Origin of the sequence: Cellulomonas sp., assembly GCF_965229465.1 — a bacterium.
GTDB lineage: Bacteria > Actinomycetota > Actinomycetes > Actinomycetales > Cellulomonadaceae > Cellulomonas.
Map to the genome: position 1 here is coordinate 2,678,941 of NZ_OZ245882.1, position 18,402 is coordinate 2,697,342.

Annotated in this window: 14 protein-coding genes; 12 read left to right on the plus strand and 2 right to left on the minus strand. The window is 71.9% G+C overall.

Annotation, left to right across the window (positions count from 1 at the left end; all coding sequences use genetic code 11):
• Positions 1-38: 38 nt before the first annotated feature.
• From ACO06A_RS12865 to ACO06A_RS12875, 3 genes are all read left to right on the plus strand, one after another.
• Positions 39-1,823 carry an ABC transporter family substrate-binding protein gene (locus ACO06A_RS12865; protein ID WP_421732624.1) on the plus strand — a complete coding sequence of 595 codons (1,785 nt, stop codon included), beginning with the start codon at positions 39-41 and terminating at the stop codon, positions 1,821-1,823.
• Between the two features lie 227 nt (positions 1,824-2,050).
• On the plus strand, positions 2,051-3,592 hold the full coding sequence (locus tag ACO06A_RS12870) for an ABC transporter permease (RefSeq protein ID WP_421732625.1): 1,542 nt from the start codon (positions 2,051-2,053) through the stop codon (positions 3,590-3,592).
• On the plus strand, positions 3,589-4,722 hold the full coding sequence (locus ACO06A_RS12875) for an ABC transporter permease (protein WP_421732626.1): 1,134 nt from the start codon (positions 3,589-3,591) through the stop codon (positions 4,720-4,722). Before ACO06A_RS12870 ends, ACO06A_RS12875 begins: the two co-directional genes overlap by 4 nt.
• A gap of 2 nt (positions 4,723-4,724) precedes the next feature.
• Here ACO06A_RS12875 and ACO06A_RS12880 read toward each other — a convergent pair whose 3' ends face one another.
• On the minus strand, positions 4,725-5,345 hold the full coding sequence (locus ACO06A_RS12880) for a PH domain-containing protein (protein ID WP_421732627.1): 621 nt from the start codon (positions 5,343-5,345) through the stop codon (positions 4,725-4,727).
• A 26-nt stretch (positions 5,346-5,371) separates the two neighbouring features.
• On the opposite strand from ACO06A_RS12880, the gene ACO06A_RS12885 reads away from it, so the two are divergent.
• The 7 genes from ACO06A_RS12885 (at position 5,372) to ACO06A_RS12915 (ending at position 16,523) form a co-directional block, all read left to right on the plus strand.
• Positions 5,372-7,174, plus strand: a complete 1,803-nt coding sequence (locus ACO06A_RS12885) for an ABC transporter ATP-binding protein (RefSeq protein ID WP_421732628.1) — start codon at positions 5,372-5,374, stop codon at positions 7,172-7,174.
• A 180-nt stretch (positions 7,175-7,354) separates the two neighbouring features.
• Positions 7,355-9,142, plus strand: a complete 1,788-nt coding sequence (locus ACO06A_RS12890) for an ABC transporter substrate-binding protein (RefSeq protein WP_421732629.1) — start codon at positions 7,355-7,357, stop codon at positions 9,140-9,142.
• 106 nt (positions 9,143-9,248) lie between these two features.
• Positions 9,249-11,207, plus strand: coding sequence for a translational GTPase TypA (gene typA, locus ACO06A_RS12895; protein ID WP_421732630.1), 1,959 nt, complete (start codon positions 9,249-9,251; stop codon positions 11,205-11,207).
• Between the two features lie 7 nt (positions 11,208-11,214).
• Positions 11,215-12,147 carry an N-acetyl-1-D-myo-inositol-2-amino-2-deoxy-alpha-D-glucopyranoside deacetylase gene (gene mshB, locus ACO06A_RS12900; protein WP_421732631.1) on the plus strand — a complete coding sequence of 311 codons (933 nt, stop codon included), beginning with the start codon at positions 11,215-11,217 and terminating at the stop codon, positions 12,145-12,147.
• A 5-nt stretch (positions 12,148-12,152) separates the two neighbouring features.
• The gene (locus ACO06A_RS12905; protein ID WP_421732632.1) at positions 12,153-12,569 is read left to right on the plus strand and encodes a hypothetical protein; all 417 of its coding nucleotides are present in this window, start codon (positions 12,153-12,155) and stop codon (positions 12,567-12,569) included.
• Entirely contained in the window at positions 12,566-13,060 is a 495-nt protein-coding gene (locus tag ACO06A_RS12910; RefSeq protein WP_421732633.1) for a flavin reductase family protein, read from the plus strand. The genes ACO06A_RS12905 and ACO06A_RS12910 overlap by 4 nt, the downstream gene beginning before the upstream one ends.
• 145 nt (positions 13,061-13,205) lie before the next feature.
• On the plus strand, positions 13,206-16,523 hold the full coding sequence (locus tag ACO06A_RS12915; RefSeq protein ID WP_421732634.1) for a VanW family protein: 3,318 nt from the start codon (positions 13,206-13,208) through the stop codon (positions 16,521-16,523).
• Here the strand turns inward: ACO06A_RS12915 and ACO06A_RS12920 are convergent, their stop codons facing one another.
• Positions 16,524-16,796, minus strand: coding sequence for a hypothetical protein (locus tag ACO06A_RS12920; protein WP_421732635.1), 273 nt, complete (start codon positions 16,794-16,796; stop codon positions 16,524-16,526).
• A gap of 93 nt (positions 16,797-16,889) precedes the next feature.
• Here ACO06A_RS12920 and fdxA point away from each other — a divergent pair, with 93 nt between their 5' ends.
• Positions 16,890-17,216 carry a ferredoxin gene (gene fdxA / locus ACO06A_RS12925; RefSeq protein WP_175345853.1) on the plus strand — a complete coding sequence of 109 codons (327 nt, stop codon included), beginning with the start codon at positions 16,890-16,892 and terminating at the stop codon, positions 17,214-17,216.
• Between the two features lie 10 nt (positions 17,217-17,226).
• Positions 17,227-18,357: a succinyldiaminopimelate transaminase gene (gene dapC / locus ACO06A_RS12930; RefSeq protein WP_421732636.1), complete on the plus strand. Its 1,131-nt coding sequence runs from the start codon at positions 17,227-17,229 to the stop codon at positions 18,355-18,357.
• Positions 18,358-18,402: the final 45 nt, after the last annotated feature.

The window sequence follows — 18,402 nt, forward strand, 5'->3', positions numbered from 1 at the left end:
GCGCGCAGGTCAGCGTCCACCCCTTCCCAGGAGGAACATTGAAGATCAGGCGAATCAGCGCCGCGGCCGCGGTCCTCGCAGCCGGCGCCCTGGTGCTCACAGCGTGCTCCAACACCCCGACGGACACCGCGTCTCCGTCGGAGTCGGCTGCCGCGACGACGGGCGGCAACCTTGTCGTCGCCGAGACGAACGAGTTCTTCTCGTTCAACTCCTCGACGGCCAACGGCAACACGGACATCAACTCGAAGGTCTCGCTCGCGACGAACTCGAACTTCTACTACATCGACGGTGACCTCAAGGTCCAGCGCGACGAGTCGTTCGGCACGATCGAGAAGTTGAGCGACGACCCGCTGACGGTCAAGTACACCGTCAACGAGGGCGAGACCTGGTCCGACGGTGAGCCGATCGACGCTGACGACCTCATCCTCGCGTGGGCCGTCTACTCCGGCTTCTACGACGACGGCGGCGCCCCGGACGAGGAGGGCAACCCCACGACCGGCACCAGCTACTTCAGCTACGCCGGCTCCACGGAGGGCCTGAGCCTCACCGAGTTCCCCGAGATCGGTGACGACAACCGCAGCATCACGCTGACCTACTCCAAGCCGTTCTCCGACTGGGAGGTCGCGTTCGGTCTCGACCGTCCGGCCCACGTCGTCGCCAAGGGTGGCGGCCTCGCCGACGGCCAGGCGCTCATCGACCTGCTGAAGGACAAGCCCCGCGGCGACGCGGCGGCCCCGGTCCCCACCGACCCGGCCCTGAAGGCCGTCGCGGACTTCTACAACACCGCGTTCGACTCCCGGACCCTGCCCAGCGACCCGTCGCTGTACCTGTCGAGCGGCCCGTACATCGTCTCGGACGTCGTCGAGGGCCAGTCGGTCACGCTCGTCGCCAACGACAAGTACGAGGGCGACTTCGGACCGAAGCTGGACGAGATCACCGTGCGCACCATCGCGGACCCGTCCGCCATGGTGCAGGCGCTCCAGAACGGTGAGGTCGACATCATCTCGCCGCAGGCCAACGCCGACACGCTCGCCGCGCTCGAGGGTCTCGACGGTGTCGAGGTCCACAAGGGCAACCAGCTCGCGTACGACCACATCGACCTGAACTTCTCGGGTGTCTTCGCCGACCAGAACGTCCGCAAGGCGTTCCTCAAGACGATCCCCCGCCAGGCGATCCTCGACGCGATCATCACGCCGCTGGACCCCGAGGCCAAGGTCCTCGACTCCCAGCTGTTCGTGCCGGCCCAGGACGGCTACGCCGACTCGGTCGCGAACAACGGTTCGGCCGACTTCGCCGAGCCCGACATCGCGGGTGCCAAGGAGCTCCTCGCCGGCGCCACGCCGACGGTGCGCATCCTCTACAACGTCAACAACCCGAACCGCGTTGACGCGTTCACGCTGATCCAGCAGTCCGCCTCCGAGGCCGGCTTCATCATCGACGACCAGGGCGACGCCAAGTGGGGCTCGCGCCTCGGCGACGGCTCGTACGACGCGTCGATCTTCGGCTGGATCAACTCGGGTGTCGGCGTCAGCGGCGTGCCGCAGATCTTCGGCACCGGTGCTGCGTCCAACTTCAACCTGTTCACCGACCCGGCCGCCGACGAGCTCATGAGCCAGCTCATCACCACGACGGACGTCGACGAGCAGACGAAGCTGCAGCAGGAGATCGACCAGAAGATCTTCGCCGCCGACTACGGCCTGCCGTTCTTCCAGAGCGTGGGCGTCGACGCGGTCGCTGACCGGGTCGAGGGCATCGACGCGTACAACCCCAACCAGAACGGTGTCTGGTGGAACGTCTGGAACTGGAGCGTCAACGACGGCTGACCCTGGCCGCAGTAGCGCCTCACCGGACGACTGTGTGACAGTCGCCTGAACGACCGAAGGTGCCGGGTCGCCCGCCTCGCGGGGGCCCGGCACCTTCGGGTCCGCCCACAGCACGCTGATCAGGGACGACGGGGACCCTGGACGTGCACGGGCGGCGACTGATTTACGCTTGACTGTTCCCGGCACGCGGTTCGGCGTGCCGCCCCGACACCGACACCTGAGAAACGATGACCACCTACATCCTTCGACGGTTGCTCGCGTCCCTGCTGATCCTGCTGGGCGCGTCGTTCATCGTCTACATGCTCATCGCCTACTCGGGCGACCCGCTGGCCGAGATCCGGTCGAGCAACTCACCGAGCAAGGGCGATCTCATCGCCCGCCGCACGGAGCTGCTGCACCTCGACGTGCCGCCCGCGCTCCGCTACTTCATCTGGCTGAGCGGCGCCGTCAAGTGCGTGATCCCCTTCGGTGGGCAGTGCGACCTGGGCGTGACGCTCCAGAACCAGCCGGTCACGGATGCTCTGTCGGCCGCCATCCCGACGACGCTCCAGCTGGTGACGACGGCAGCGCTGCTGGCGATCCTGCTCGGCGTGACGATCGGCGTGATCACGGCGCTGCGGCAGTACAGCACCCTGGACTACTCGGTCACCTTCATCACGTTCCTCTTCTTCTCGCTCCCGGTGTTCTGGGTCGCGGTGCTGCTCAAGGAGTTCGGGGCCATCGGCTTCAACGACTTCCTTCGAGATCCCTTCATCGCGAACACCACGGTGCTGGTGATCTCGCTGGTGGTCGGCTTCGTGTGGACCGTGATCATCGCCGGGACGCTCAAGCGCCGGCTGCTGACCTTCGGGGTCGCGTTCCTGGTCACCGCGGTGGTCCTGTACTACCTGTCGGTGACGCGCTGGTTCACCACCCCGTCGCTCGGCGTCATCATCATCACCGTCACGGGGATCGCGGCCGCCTACGGCTTCACGGTCCTGTTCGCCGGCCTCCAGAACCGCAAGGCGCTGTACTCCAGCCTCATCGCGGTCGGCATCGGCATCGTCGCGTACTTCGCCATCCAGCCGCTGCTGGACGACGCGAACCTGTGGCTGATCATCGGCCTCGGGGTGCTGGCCATCGGCGTGGGCGTGCTCGTGGGCTACCTCATGGGCGGCTACGACCGGGGCCAGTCGATGAAGGCCGCCGGTCTCACCAGCTTCGCGGTCGCGATCCTCATCCTGCTGGACCGGTTCATGCAGTCCTGGCCGGACTACATGTCCAACCCGCGCATCCGCAACCGGCCCATCGCCACGATCGGCGCCGAGACCCCTAACCTCAACGGTGACTTCTGGATCACGGGGCTGGACAAGTACACCCACCTGATCCTGCCGACGATCGCGCTGATCCTCATCTCGCTGGCGTCGTACACGCGCTACTCGCGTGCGTCGATGCTCGAGGTGATGGGCCAGGACTACGTCCGCACGGCGCGGGCCAAGGGTCTGTCCGAGCGCGTCGTGGTCACGCGGCACGCGTTCCGCAACGCGATGATCCCGCTCGCCACCATCGTCGCCATCGACATCGGCGGCCTCATCGGCGGCGCGGTCATCACCGAGAACGTGTTCTCGTTCAAGGGCATGGGCCAGCTGTTCCTCACCGGCCTGCACAACATCGATCCGAACCCGGTCATGGGCGTGTTCCTGGTGACCGGCATCACCGCGGTCGTGTTCAACCTGCTGGCCGACCTCACGTACTCGGCCCTCGACCCGCGAGTGAGGGTGAAGGCATGACCGCCATCCTGGAGAACACGGCGGACGTCCCGCCGAACCCGACCGCGCCCGAGAGCGGCGAGGACGTCAAGGGCCTCAGCCAGGGACGCATCGTCCTCAAGCGGTTCTTCGGCCACACCGGCGCCGTCGTCAGCATCGTCGTGCTGCTCGGGGTGCTCGTCCTGGCCGTCTCGGCCATCGGCGTGGGCCCGATCCCCGGCTGGTGGAAGTACAGCTACCTCCAGACGCCGCCTCTGGTGGACGGGGGCCGGCCGACTCTCCAGGTGTTCCCGTTCTCGCTGGGGGATCACCCGTTCGGGCAGGACCGGGTCGGTCGCGACCTGTTCGCGATGACCATGCGCGGCACGCAGATCTCGATGGTGATCATGGTGCTCGTGGGGGCGATCGCCGCCCTCGTCGGCGTGCTCATCGGGTCGAGCGCGGGCTTCTTCCGTGGCAAGACCGAGGCCGTGCTCATGCGGTTCACGGACATGATCATCATCATCCCGGCGCTCATCGCAGCGGCCGTCGTGGCCAACGCGGCGCGCAGCGTCCTCGCCCTGGCCGTGTTCCTCGGCCTGGTGTCGTGGACGGGCATGGCGCGTCTGGTGCGCGGTGACTTCCTCACCCTGCGCGAGCGGGAGTTCGTCGACGCCGCGCGCCTCGCCGGTGCGTCGAACAGCCGGATCATCTTCAAGCACATCCTGCCGAACGCCGTCGGCGTCATCACGGTGAACACCACGCTGCTCATGTCGGCCGCCATCCTCACGGAGACGGCGCTCAGCTACGTGGGCCTCGGGGTGAAGTCCCCGGACGTCTCGCTCGGTTCGCTCATCAGCGCCAACCAGGCGGCCTTCGCGACTCGGCCGTGGTTGTTCTGGTGGCCCGGCATCTTCATCGTGATCATCTGCCTGACCATCAACTTCATCGGCGACGGCCTGCGCGACGCGTTCGACCCCCGTCAGAAGAAGCTCGCGCTGCGCCGGGTCAAGGAGACGCGCGAGCGTCCCGACCTGTACCCGGGCACCAGGGCGCCGGACCACCTCACCAGCGGTGGCTCGACCACCATCGCGGCCGGCGGGCTGTACGAGTCGCTCGACCGGCCGGCGGACATGGGCGAGGACAACGACGACGGCGAGGGCCGGCGGTGACGTCAGGTCAGCGCCACGACCACCACACCGAGCAGCGCCAGGGCCAGCAGCACGATCGCCACGCGGTTCCAGCGGGTGACCACCGGGGTGTCGTCCGCGACACCGAGGGCCAGCTCCTCGCTCTCGACCAGCTGCTCCCAGCGGTGGCGCACGAGGGCGGCCACGTAGCCGGACGGGGCGCTGCGCAGCTCGCCGATGGCGACGGCGCCGCGCGAGTCGCGGGCCCGGCGGGACGTTCCCGCCAGCTCGTCCTTCCCGGCGGTGAGCACCTGGTGGCGGCCCGGGCCCGGCGCCGCCCACGCGCGGTAGCGCCCGGTCGGGGTCACCAGGGTCAGCGAGTACTGGGTGTCGACGTCGATGAGCGCGGCCCACGGCACCGTGACGGTGCGCAGAGGGTTGACCATCGTCACGCCCTCGTCGGTGACGTCGACGCGCGGGTGCCAGAACACCAGCCACGCCAGCAGGCCGAGCGCGAGCGCGAGCGGCAGCGCCCGCAGCACGGCGATCGTCCCGTCCTCGAAGCCCCGCGCGGCCGTCAGCCCCGCGATCACCACCCAGGCGGCGATCGTGGACACATATCTGCTGCGCGGCCTGTACGACAGGCCGCCACCGTCGGCACGCATGCCCGCATGATCTCAGGAGTCACACGATGACCGATACGACCTCCCAGGACGCACCCGTCCTCCAGGTCAAGGACCTGTCCGTCGACTTCGCCGTGGACAAGAAGTGGATCCCCGCGGCGATCGACGTGAGCTACGACGTCCACGCCGGCGAGGTCCTCGCCATCGTGGGGGAGTCGGGCTCGGGCAAGTCCGTCAGCTCGATGGCCCTGCTCGGCCTGCTGCCCAAGAACGCGCGCATCACGGGCTCCATCAAGCTGATGGGCCAGGAGATGAGCGACATGTCGTCGTCGAAGGTGCGGGAGATCCGCGGCAACGACATCGCCATGATCTTCCAGGAGCCGATGACGGCGCTGAACCCGGTCTACACGATCGGCGCGCAGATCATCGAGGCCCTGCGGCTGCACAACATGATGTCGCCGACGCAGGCCCGGGACCGGGCGCTCGAGCTGCTGACCATGGTGGAGCTGCCCGACCCGGTCAAGGCGTTCAACTCCTACCCGCACCAGCTCTCGGGCGGCCAGCGGCAGCGCGCGATGATCGCGCAGTCGCTGTCCAACGACCCGGTGCTGCTCATCGCCGACGAGCCGACGACCGCGCTCGACGTCACGGTGCAGGCCGAGATCCTCGACCTGATGCGCAACCTGCGCGACCACCTGCACTCGGCGGTCATCCTCATCACGCACGACATGGGCGTGGTCGCGGACCTGTCCGACCGCATCGCCGTCATGCGTCGCGGCCTGATCGTCGAGACGGGCACCGCGACCGAGATCTTCACCAACCCGCAGCACCCGTACACCCAGGAGCTGCTCGCGGCCGTCCCGCACCTCGGTGCCGCGGACTCGACGGGCGAGGAGATCGACCTCACGGCCGCACTGGCCGCGGCGACCGGCAACGAGGACGCCATCGCGGTGGACTCGGAGGAGCTCGCGCGGCGCGAGGCGGCGAACAAGAGGGCGCTGGAGGTCTCCGAGCGGGCGCGGCGCGCGACCGAGGTCGAGGGGACCACCCCGATCCTCGAGCTGGTCGACGTGGCCATCGAGTACCCGAAGCAGGGCCGCATCCCCGCGTTCCGCGCGGTCGAGGGCGCCAACCTGATCATCCGGCCCGGCGAGGTCGTCGGCCTGGTCGGCGAGTCGGGCTCCGGCAAGACCACCATCGGGCGCGCGGCCGTGGGCCTGCTGCCCGTGGTCGAGGGCACCCTCACGGTGGCCGGCGTCGAGCTGACCAAGCGGGACTCCAAGAAGCTCCGGTCGCTGCGGCGCAAGGTCGGCATGGTCTTCCAGGACCCGTCGTCGTCGCTGAACCCGCGGCTGCCCGTCGGTGAGAGCATCGGCGAGCCGATGTACCTGGCGGGGCTGGCCAAGGGCGACGCGCTCCAGAAGCGGATCGAGGAGCTGCTCGACCAGGTCCAGCTGCCGCGCAGCTACCGCAACCGCTACCCGCACGAGCTGTCCGGCGGGCAGAAGCAGCGCGTCGGCATCGCGCGCGCCATCTCGCTCTCCCCGGAGCTCCTCGTCGCCGACGAGCCGACGTCCGCCCTGGACGTGTCGGTGCAGGCCACCGTGCTCGAGCTGCTCCAGGACCTCCAGGCGCGCCTGAAGTTCGCCTGCCTGTTCGTCACGCACGACCTCGCGGTCGTCGACGTGCTGGCCGACCGGATCGCCGTCATGCGGCGCGGCGTGATCGTCGAGCAGGGCACGCGCGACGCGATCCTGCGCAACCCGCAGGAGGCGTACACGCAACGGCTCATCGCCGCGGTGCCGCTGCCGGACCCGGAGAAGCAGCGCGAGCGTCGCGAGCTGCGCGCCCTGCTGCTCGACCGGTCCTGACGCCGGAGCAGAGACGTCCCCCCGCGGGCCCGGTCGGAGCGATCCGACCGGGCCCGCGTGGCGTCCGCGACGTGGACGAGATGTCCGACAGAGTTCAGTTGCGGGTGTGATCGACCGATATCGCTCGCATGGGTGGTTTCGTCCGGAGCGGAGGTCGTGGTGCGGCGTAGGTGGCTGGCAGTGTCAGGGGCCGTGGTGGCGCTGGTGATGGTCGCCGCGTGCACCTCGGAGGCGCCGGAGCCGACGCGCACGGACACGGTCGTGGTCGCCGTGGCAGCGCCGTTCACGTCCCTGAACGGGGGCACCGCCGAGGGTCGCGGCCCCGGCAGCACCCTGGTGCGCTCCCTCGTGCAGGCGGGGTTCGTCTCGCTCGACGAGGACGGTGCCGCGGTCGTCGACGAGAGCTTCGGCACGGTCGAGAAGGTCAGCGACGCACCCCTGACCGTGCGGTACACCATCGACCCGGCGGCGACCTGGTCCGACGGCACCGCCGTCACCCCGGCCGACCTGCTCCTCGAGTGGGCGGCGCGCAGCGGCCAGCTCGACGACGTGACGCCCGAGCTCGACGCCCAGGGCGGTGTGGTGAACAACGACGAGCTGGACGCCGGCGTGGCGTTCGCGGCGGCGTCACCCGCTCTCGTGCAGGCGCAGCAGCTGCCCGCCGTCGAGGGCGCGACGCTCACCCTGACCTACGCGACCCCGGTGGCCGACTGGCAGGTGGCGCTCGACGTCAACCTCCCGGCGCACGTGGTCGGGCAGACCGCGCTCGGCGTGGAGGACCCGGCGGCGGCTGCCGCGGCGGTGTCGACGGCGATCGCCCAGGAGGACAAGGTCGCGCTGAGCTCGATCTCGAAGACCTGGCGCGCGGGCTTCGACGCCGACACCCTCGCACAGCACGTCGACCAGGCCGTCTCGACGGGGCCCTACGCGGTCGACGTCATCGTCCCGGGGGAGCGCGTCGAGCTGGTCCGCAACGACGAGTACCAGGGCGACGATGCGGCACGGTACGAGCGCGTCGTGGTCCGCAGCGACCTGGACCCGCTGGCGGAGGTCGAGGCGCTGGCCGCCGGGGCGGTCGACGTGGTGACGCCGACGGACACGACCGACGTCCTCGACGCGCTGGCGGAGGTGGCCGGTGCGCGGGTGCGCACGGGTGGCGACAGCACGCTCCAGCTCCAGCTCCAGTCCGCCGGCGGGGGAGCGTTCGATCCCGCCACCTACGCAGGGGACGCAGCGGTCGCGTCGGCCGTGCGCCGGGCGTTCCTGCTCACCGTCCCGCGGGACGCCCTCGTCGCCACCGTCGTCGCCCCGCTGTGGCCGGAGGCGGTCGTGGCGGGGGCGGTGCTCCCGACGGTGGGCCCGGACGCCGGGGGTGACGTGGCGCCCAGCGGTCCGGCGGACATCGCGGGGGCGCGCCGGCTGCTCGCGGAGGCCGGGGTGACCGCGCCCGTGACGGTGCACGTCCTGGCCAACACCACCGACCCGCTCCGCGCCACGATGCTCGCGCTGATCACCGCCTCGGCGTCGGACGTCGGGTTCGAGGTCGAGCCGTACACCCCGGTGGTCGGGCTGGGCCCAGACCTCGCGGGCGCCCCCACCGCCTGGGACGCAGCCCTGGTGCCGGTGCCCCAGGCCGACCTGCCGGTCGACTCGGTGGTCGCACGGTGGCGGACGGGCGGCGCGACGAACGTCACGGGCTGGACCGATGCCGCGACGGACGCGGCGACCACCACCCTCGCGCAGGCCCTCGACCCCACGGCCGTCGACGACCAGCTGGCCGCCGTCGCGACGAGCCTGGACGCCGGTGGGGCGGTGCTCTCGCTGGTCCGGCAGCCGGTCGTCGTCGCCTCCCGGGCGTCCGCCGCGGCGACCGCGGGCAGCACGCCGGTCGCGCCCGACATCGAGCCGTTGGCGCTCGGTCGTGCGGATCTGACGTCCTGGTGGGCGTGGGCGCGCGCCGGCGACTGACGTGGGTCTGGTCACCTTCTGACGCGGCCGGACGGGTGTACGGGTAGAATCGATCGGCGCGGCCGACGACCCGGCGCGCTCCCCACCTTCTGAGATGAGTTCCCCCATGTCTGAGCCCACGACTGCGCCGGCAGCGCACACGTCGTCTGCCGGCACGAGCGTGCGCAACGACCTGCGCAACGTCGCCATCGTCGCGCACGTCGACCACGGCAAGACGACGCTGGTCGACGCGATGCTGTGGCAGTCCGGCTCGTTCGGCAGCCACGCCCACGTGGACGAGCGCGCGATGGACTCCGGCGACCTGGAGCGCGAGAAGGGCATCACGATCCTCGCCAAGAACACGGCGATCCGGTACACGGGTCCCGCGGCGGCGGAGATCGGCGAGCCCGGCGGCATCACCATCAACGTCATCGACACCCCCGGCCACGCCGACTTCGGCGGTGAGGTCGAGCGCGGCCTGTCCATGGTCGACGGTGTCGTCCTGCTGGTCGACGCGTCCGAGGGCCCGCTGCCGCAGACGCGCTTCGTGCTCCGCAAGGCGCTGGTCGCCAAGCTGCCCGTGATCCTCGTCGTGAACAAGACGGACCGCCCCGACGCCCGGATCACCGACGTCGTCCACGAGGCCACCGACCTGCTGCTGGGTCTGGCGTCGGACCTGCACGAGGACGTCCCGGACCTGGACCTCGACGCGATCCTCGACGTGCCCGTCGTGTTCGCCGCCGCCAAGGCCGGCCGCGCGTCGCTGAACCAGCCCGCCGACGGCGGCCTGCCGGACTCGGAGAACCTCGAGCCGCTGTTCAAGACCATCCTCGAGCGGATCCCCGCACCCACCTACACCGAGGGCGCGCCGCTCCAGGCGCACGTCACCAACCTCGACGCGTCGCCGTTCCTCGGCCGCCTCGCGCTGCTGCGGGTGTTCAACGGCACGATCCGCAAGGGGCAGACCGTCGCGTGGGCCCGCTCGGACGGCACCATGCAGAACGTCAAGATCACGGAGCTGCTGGAGACCAAGGCGCTCGAGCGCGTCAGCACGGACTCCGCGGGCCCCGGTGACATCGTCGCCGTCGCCGGCATCGAGAACATCACCATCGGCGAGACGCTGACCGACCCCGACGACCCGCGTCCGCTGCCGCTCATCACGGTCGACGACCCGGCGATCTCGATGACGATCGGCATCAACACCTCCCCGCTGGCCGGCCGCGGCGGCAAGGGCCGCAAGGTCACCGCCCGCCAGGTCAAGGACCGCCTCGACAAGGAGCTCGTCGGCAACGTCTCGCTCCGCGTCCTGCCCACCGAGCGTCCCGACGCCTGGGAGGTCCAGGGCCGCGGGGAGCTCGCGCTCGCCATCCTGGTCGAGCAGATGCGTCGCGAGGGCTTCGAGCTCACCGTCGGCAAGCCGCAGGTGGTCACCAAGAAGGTCGACGGCCACGTGCACGAGCCCGTCGAGCGCATGACGATCGACGTCCCCGAGGAGTACCTCGGCGCCGTGACCCAGCTGCTCGCGCAGCGCAAGGGCCGCATGGAGACCATGTCGAACCACGGCACCGGCTGGGTCCGGATGGAGTTCCTGGTGCCGGCGCGTGGCCTCATCGGCTTCCGCACGCGGTTCCTCACGGACACCCGCGGCACCGGCATCGCGTCGTCCATCGCCGACGGCTACGAGCCCTGGGCCGGTCCGATCGACACCCGCGTCAACGGCTCGCTCGTCGCCGACCGCCCCGGTGCCGTGACGCCGTTCGCCATGATCAACCTCCAGGACCGCGGCTCGTTCTTCGTCGAGGCCACGCAGGAGGTCTACGAGGGCCAGATCGTCGGCGAGAACTCGCGCAACGAGGACATGGACGTCAACATCACCAAGGAGAAGAAGCTCACCAACATGCGCTCCGCGGCGGCGGACAACTTCGAGAACATCATCCCGCCGCGCAAGCTCACGCTGGAGGAGTCCCTGGAGTTCGCCCGCGAGGACGAGTGCGTCGAGGTGACGCCGGACATCGTGCGCATCCGCAAGGTGGTGCTCGACCAGTCCGAGCGTGCGCGCATCACGGCCCGCTCCAAGCGCTCCTGATCCCTGCATGACCCGCACGCCCGGTGGTCTGCTGGCGGTGCACGCGCACCCCGACGACGAGTCGCTGACCACCGGCGCGCTGCTGGCCGCGTGGGCGGCCTCGGGTCGTCCGGTCACCCTGGTGACCTGCACGCGCGGCGAGCGCGGAGAGGTCATCGGAGAGCGGCTGGCCCACCTCGAGGGGGACGGGCCGGCGCTCGCCGAGCACCGGGACCACGAGCTGGACGGTGCCGTGGCGGCCCTCGGCGTCCGCGACCGGGTCTACCTGGACGCGGTTCCTCCGACCGCGGACCAGCGCTTCGAGGACTCGGGCATGGCGTGGGTCGGCGCCGGTCGCGCCGGGCGTCCCGACGAGATCCCCCCCGCTGCGTTCGTCCGGGTGGGCCTCGAGGAGGCCGCCGAACGGCTCGCCCGGGTGATCCGCTCGCGTCGCCCGGACGTCGTCGCCACCTACGAGCCCGGCGGCGGCTACGGGCACCCGGACCACGTGCGCACGCAGCAGGTGACCCAGCGGGCCGTCGAGCTCGCGGGCGCCCGGTCCGACGACGCCTCGCCGGGGTACGCCGTGCCCGTCGTCCTGTGGGTGGTGCAGGGGTGCGACGCCCTCCGACGCGGCCTGCGCGCCCTCGGCCCTGCGCGCCACGATCTCGAGCTCCCTGACCCGACCGCGGAGCTGCCGTCGGTGGCCGTGCCCGACGACGAGATCGACGTGGAGGTCGCGGTGCTCCCCGTCCGCGACCGTGTCCTGGACGCGCTGCGCTCCCACGCCACCCAGGTGCAGGCGGTGCGGGCCGTCGACGGCGACAACGCCCTGGTGGCCTCCTACGCCCTGAGCAACGGCATCCTGGCGCCGGTGCTGCCGACCGAGACCTACCGTCGCGGGACGGGCGGCTCCGGTGCGCCGGTCGTCTGGCCCGTCGGCGTGCGCCCGGTAGCCTGACGCGCGTGCAACGCCTCTCCACCGGCGCGACCGGCGCGATCCTCGCGTCCCTCCTGCTCGGCACCGTCGTCGGAACCCTGGGCACCGTGATGCACCGCAGCATCCAGCCCTGGGGTGTCGTCGTGTGCCTCGCGCTGGCCTTCGTCGCCGCCGTGACGGTGCGGGCCTGGGCCGGGCTCGTCGCGCTCGCCGGCTACGCGGTGGGCCTCGTCGTGTCCGTCCAGGTCCTGTCCCAGCGCGGGCCCGGCGGGGACGTCCTGGTGCCCGACGGCCAGGGGCTCGGCTGGGTGTGGGTGCTGGGGTCGATCGTCGTCACCATCGTGGCGGGCGTCCTGCCGGGCAGGCTGTTCGACGACCGGCCACGGGCGCCGCGGCCGCACCAGGTCTCGGCCCATCCCGACGGGCCGGACGCGGCACCGTGAGCGAGGCCGTGGCACCCGACGTGTTCCGCGCGGCGGTCGGACGACTGCCCGCCGGCGTCGCCGTCATCACCCTGCGGTGGCGCGGCACGCTGCACGCGATGACGGCCAGCGCGATCACGTCGGTGTCGCTCGATCCGCCGATGCTCCTGTTCTGCGTCCACACCGACGCCCGGTTCCGGGACGCGCTCGACGACGTGGACACCTGGTCGGTGAGCGTCCTGGCCGACGACCAGGGTCATACCGCCGACTGGCTCGCGTCCCCGGGGCGCCCGGCGATCGACCAGCTGGCGCGCGTGCCGCACCGGCCGGCGCCCGTCTCGGACGCCGTGTGGGTCGACGGGGCGGCGGCGTGGTTCGACTGCCGGACCGAGTCGGTGCACCGCGCCGGGGACCACGACGTCGTCGTCGGATCCGTGCTCGCCGCGGAGCAGGGGTCGGCCGACGCCGGCGGCCTGGTGCACCTGCGCGGACGGCTGCGCCCGGTCCGCTGAGGTCCGTCCCGGAGCCGCGCGGGGTCCACGGCGCGCAGTCGGGTGAGAACGCCGTCGCAGGTCGCGGCGCGGACGTGCGGCTCAGGCCGGGCACGTAGACTCCGCGCGGACGCGTTGTGCGCGTGTGGAGCAGCAGGGGAGCAGGATGAGCAACGGCACGGACCGCGACGAGCCCGGACAGCGCAGCGACGAGGGGCCGCAGACGCCTGCCCCGACCGGTGCGAGCGGTCCGTCCTCCGACCCGGTGTGGCCCGTGTGGGGCGGTGCGGGTGCGCCGACGCCCGTCGCCGAGCCGAGCAGTCCTGCCGACGAGAGCGAGCCCGCCGCGGACGACGTGGCCGACGAGAGCGCAGGCGCCGAGGAGACCGCCGGGGATCACCCCGCGGCCGACGAGGTCCCGGCCGACCAGGCCGCTGGTGATGAGCCGGTCGCAGATGAGGTCGCGGTTGATGAGGCTGCTGGTGACGAGCCGGTCGCGGTTGACGAGGTCGCTGGTGATGAGCCGGCCGCTGATGAGGTCGCGGGTGACGAGGCCGTTGGTGACGAGCCGGCCGCTGACGAGTCCGGTGATCCCGCGGTCGCCGACGCCGTGGTCGTCGACGACGCCAGTGGTGACGAGGCGACGGTCGTCGATGTGGCTGCCGACGAGGCGACGGTCGTCGATGTGGCTGCCGACGAGGGCGCCGGTGACCCGCCGGTTGTCGACGAGGCTGCGGTGGACGTCGCCGAGGCCGACGGGCCGACCGCCGACGACGCGGGGACGGATGACGCGGCCGACGGGGCCGAGTCCGTCGCCGAGCCGACCGGCGTGGACACGACCGACGCACCCGAGGGCGTCGACGAGGCCAGCCGGCCCGACGCCGGATCCGACGAGCCCACCGAGACACTCGACGGGGTTGCCGCCGAGGCCGAGGTGGACCCCGCGGACGCCGACATCGACGTGCCGCCCGCCGTCCAGGACCCGTCCGCCGAGCCCGAGGACGCCGTCGCCGACGAGTCCGTGATCGTCGCGTCGGACGATCGCGCGAGCGCCGTGGACGAGCAGGTCGACGCCGGCTCCAGCGCGGTCGACCCGATCGCGGGTGCGCCCGTCGACGGCTCGGCTGCCGACGAGCCGGACGAGCCCGTCGCAGCGGCTGCCGACGAGTCTGACGCGCCCGTCGCCGCGTCTGCCGACGAGTCTGACGAGCCTGTCGCAGCGTCTGCCGACGAGTCTGACGAGCCTGTCGCCGCGGGAGCGGTCGCGGCGACCGAGCCGACGACCGCCGGACCGACCACCCCCGCGCCGAGCACAACCGGCTCGTCGACCCCCGGACGCGACGACGCGACCGCGGTCATCGCTCCCGTGGCCGCCGCCGCGAGCACGCCCGCACCCCCGGCCGCCGCGCCGCCGGCGCCCCCTGCGTCGCCGCCGCCCGTCGGGACCCTCTCCGCACCGGTCACCCGCACGGTGCCCGTGAATAACGCGCCGAGCCGGGCCACCACACCGGCAGCCGCAGCGGCTGCGACCGCAGTGGCCGCCACGGCCGTGGCACCGACAACCGTCGGCACCGTCGCGACCCCGGCCGCCGCGCCGACCGCGCCCGTCGGGGCCCCGACTGCACCCGTCGCAGCACCGACCGCGCCGATCCCGTCGGGCCCGGTTCCCCCGAGCGCCCGCCCGGGAGCAGCAGCCACCGCTCCTCCGCCCAGTCCCATCCCGTCCGGCCCGGTGCCGCAGTCGGACCGCAAGGAGTCCCCGCTCGACGTGTTCGAGGCCGAGGACGGCAAGCGGCGCTGGCCGCGCCGGCTCCTGCTGGTCCTGGGGATCGTGCTCGTGCTGGGCGCCGTGTACGTCGGGGCGTCGTACGCCCTCGCGGACCGGGTGCCGCGCGGCGCCTCGGTCGCGGGTGTGGACGTCGGCGGTCTGCCGTCCGCCGACGCGGTCGCGTTGCTGGACGACGAGCTGGCGGACGCCACGACGCAGCCGATCGAGGTCGTCGCCAACGACGTCCAGGCGACGATCGACCCGACCGCTGCGGGGCTGACGTTCGACGCCCAGGCCACGGTCGACCGGCTCACCGGGGTGGACCTGGCGGACCCGGGACGGCTCTGGGCGCACCTCGTCGGAGTCGGCGCGCAGGACCCCGTCACGTCGGTCGACGACGACGCGCTCTCGGCGGCGATCGGCGACCTCGGGACCTCGCTCGCACTTCCGCCGGTGGACGGCACGGTCGTGTTCGTCGACGCCACCGCGCAGTCGACCGACGCGGTGGACGGGTGGGACCTGGACCAGCCGGGAGCCGCGGACACGCTGGAGTCCGACTGGCTGGTCGCCGCCCGCCCGATCGAGCTGCCGACCGTGACGGTCGAGCCCGACATCACGCAGGCCGAGACCGACGCCACGCTGGTGACCGCCCGGAAGGTCACGTCGGCGCCCGTCTCCGTGGCGGTCGAGGGCCGGACCGCGATGCTGGACGCGGCGACCCTCGCGGCGAACGCCTCGTTCGTGCCGACCGACGGGAACCTCGCGCTCCAGATGAACGGCGAGGGCATCGCGGCGGCGGTCCTGGCGCAGCTGCCCGACCTGCTGACCCAGTCCGCGGACGCGCACTTCGAGTTCGTGAACGACGCCCCGGTGATCATCCCCGGCACGCCCGGCACGTCACTGGATCCCGTGGCGCTGGCCGCGGGCGTGGGTACGGCCGCCACGGCGAGCGATCGCACGGCACCCGTGGAGCTCGTCGAGGCGGACCCGTCCCAGTCGACGGCGGAGCTCGAGGCGCTGGGCGTCAAGGAGATCGTCTCGGAGTTCTCCACCCCGCTGAACAGCGAACCGCGGCGCACCATCAACATCACCAACGGCGCGAGCAAGATCAGCGGCACGCTGATCCGCCCGGGGGAGACCTTCAGCCTGACCGAGGCGCTCGGCCCGATCGACGCGGCGCACGGCTACGTCGAGGCGGGCGCGATCGTCAGCGGCGAGCACACGGACGCGTGGGGCGGCGGCCTGAGCCAGGTGTCGACGACCACCTACAACGCCGGCTTCCTGGCCGGGTTCGAGGACATCGAGCACCGCCCGCACAGCGAGTGGTTCTCCCGGTACCCCGAGGGCCGCGAGGCGACGATCTTCACGGGCACGCTCGACATGCGCTGGAAGAACAACACGCCGCACGGCGCGCTGGTGCAGGCCTGGGTGTCGGGTGGCCGGGTCTACGTCCGCATCTGGGGCACCAAGTACTGGACCGTCGAGTCGAGCACCAGCCCTCGCTCGGGCGTCGTGGCTCCGACCACCGTGTACTCGCAGTCGCCCACGTGCGAGGCCCAGGGCGCGGGGAACCCGGGCTTCTCCGTCACGGTCACGCGCCGGACGTACCTGAACGGCACGCTCGAGAAGACCGAGTCCAACTCGTGGCGCTACAAGCCGCAGAACAAGATCATCTGCGGTGCCCCGCCGGCGGCGACGCCCCCAGCGACGCCGTAGCTAGGTGTCGGTCGTCCGCCGGCGCCGCTCGACCGGCGCCGGGGGCACGACCTTGGTGAGCACGATGTCGGCGGCGGGGACCCGCACGTTCCCGCGCCGCGTGCGCACCAGGACGCCGTCGTCGTCGACCTCGAGCAGGTCCCCGAGCACGTCCGTGTGCTGGGGGACGTGCACGCCGGGGCGCTCGGGCTGCGGTGCCGTCAGGTCGTCGCGCAGGCGCCGCACGACCACGCGGATCCCCGGTGACCAGGCGCGCCACGCCTCGGCGGTCATCGGGGGCACCGGTGTCCCAGCCGTGGACAGCGCGTCGCGGGCAGGTGCATGTGAGCGATACTAGGAGGACCCCTGGCCTGTGGAGGACCGACCGTGACGTATGTGATCGCCGAGCCCTGCGTGGACGTCAAGGACAAGGCGTGCATCGAGGAATGTCCCGTGGACTGCATCTACGAGGGCAAGCGGTCGCTGTACATCCACCCGGACGAGTGCGTGGACTGCGGCGCCTGCGAGCCGGTGTGCCCGGTCGAGGCCATCTACTACGAGGACGACGTCCCCGAGCAGTGGACCGAGTACTACAAGGCGAACGTCGAGTTCTTCGACGACCTCGGCTCGCCCGGTGGCGCGGCCAAGATGGGTGAGATCCCCAAGGACCACCCGATCATCGCGACGCTGCCGCTGCGCGTGCACGGCGACTGACGCCAGCTTCGTGGGCCTCCAGACCGGCGCCCTGCCCGACTTCCCCTGGGACACCCTGACTCCGTTCGCGGACGTCGCGCGCGCGTTCCCCGGCGGCATCGTCGACCTCTCCGTCGGCACGCCCGTCGACCCGACGCCCGCGGTCGTGCAGCAGGCGCTCGCGGACGCGGCGGACTCGCCGGGCTATCCGACGACGCACGGAACCCCCGCGCTGCGGCACGCCGTCGTCGACTGGTTCGCGCGTCGACGCGGTGTGCGCGGCCTCGACCCGGCCGCGGTGCTGCCCACGGTCGGGTCCAAGGAGCTGGTCGCGTTCCTGCCGTCGCTGCTCGGCCTCGGCGCGGGTGACGTGGTCCTGCACCCGTCCGCCGCCTACCCGACGTACGACGTGGGTGCCCGGCTGGCGGGGGCCACCCCGGAGCCGACCGACGACCCGGTGTCGCGCCTCACGGGACGCGCCGACGTGCGGCTCGTGTGGCTGAACTCCCCGGGCAACCCCGACGGCTCGGTGCTCGGCGTGGACCAGCTGCGCGCCGTCGTCGACGCCGCCCGGGCGTCGGCCCAGCCGGTCGTCGTCGCCTCGGACGAGTGCTACGCCGAGCTGGGCTGGGACGAGCCGTGGGCGTCGTCCGGCGTGCCGAGCATCCTGGACCCGCGGGTGACCGGCGGCGACCTCACCGGGCTGCTCGCGGTGTACTCGCTGTCCAAGCAGTCGAACCTCGCGGGGTACCGGGCCGCCTTCGTCGCCGGCGACCCCGCGCTCGTGGCCCAGCTGCTCGAGGTGCGCAAGCACGCCGGCATGATCGTGCCGGGCCCGGTGCAGGCGGCGATGACGGCGGCGCTCGCCGACGACGCGCACGTCGCGGCTCAGCGGACCGTCTACGGTCGCCGTCGTCGCGTGCTGCGGGCCGCGTTCGAGAGCGCGGGCTACGTGGTCGACCGCTCACACGCGGGGCTCTACCTCTGGGTCCGCCCCGAGGCTGGTGACCAGGACAGCTGGGCCACCGTCGCCGATCTGGCCTCCGTCGGAATCCTCGCCGCGCCGGGGGCGTTCTACGGTGACCCGGTGCACGTGCGGGTCGCGCTGACCGCGCCGGACGAGCGGATCGCCGAGGCGTCCGCACGGCTCTCGGGGGCGTGAACCGCAACGTGTGATCGTGGTCACACCAGTACCAACGTCTGATCG

What these genes read in the sequence shown, in the direction of transcription:
- ACO06A_RS12870 (WP_421732625.1), top strand. Translation starts at nt 2,051, where the DNA reads ATGACCACCTACATCCTTCGACGGTTGCTCGCGTCCCTGCTGATCCTG.
- ACO06A_RS12875 (WP_421732626.1), top strand. Translation starts at nt 3,589, where the DNA reads ATGACCGCCATCCTGGAGAACACGGCGGACGTCCCGCCGAACCCGACC.
- ACO06A_RS12880 (WP_421732627.1), bottom strand. Translation starts at nt 5,345, where the DNA reads ATGCGTGCCGACGGTGGCGGCCTGTCGTACAGGCCGCGCAGCAGATAT.
- ACO06A_RS12885 (WP_421732628.1), top strand. Translation starts at nt 5,372, where the DNA reads ATGACCGATACGACCTCCCAGGACGCACCCGTCCTCCAGGTCAAGGAC.
- typA (WP_421732630.1), top strand. Translation starts at nt 9,249, where the DNA reads ATGTCTGAGCCCACGACTGCGCCGGCAGCGCACACGTCGTCTGCCGGC.
- mshB (WP_421732631.1), top strand. Translation starts at nt 11,215, where the DNA reads ATGACCCGCACGCCCGGTGGTCTGCTGGCGGTGCACGCGCACCCCGAC.
- ACO06A_RS12915 (WP_421732634.1), top strand. Translation starts at nt 13,206, where the DNA reads ATGAGCAACGGCACGGACCGCGACGAGCCCGGACAGCGCAGCGACGAG.
- ACO06A_RS12920 (WP_421732635.1), bottom strand. Translation starts at nt 16,796, where the DNA reads ATGACCGCCGAGGCGTGGCGCGCCTGGTCACCGGGGATCCGCGTGGTC.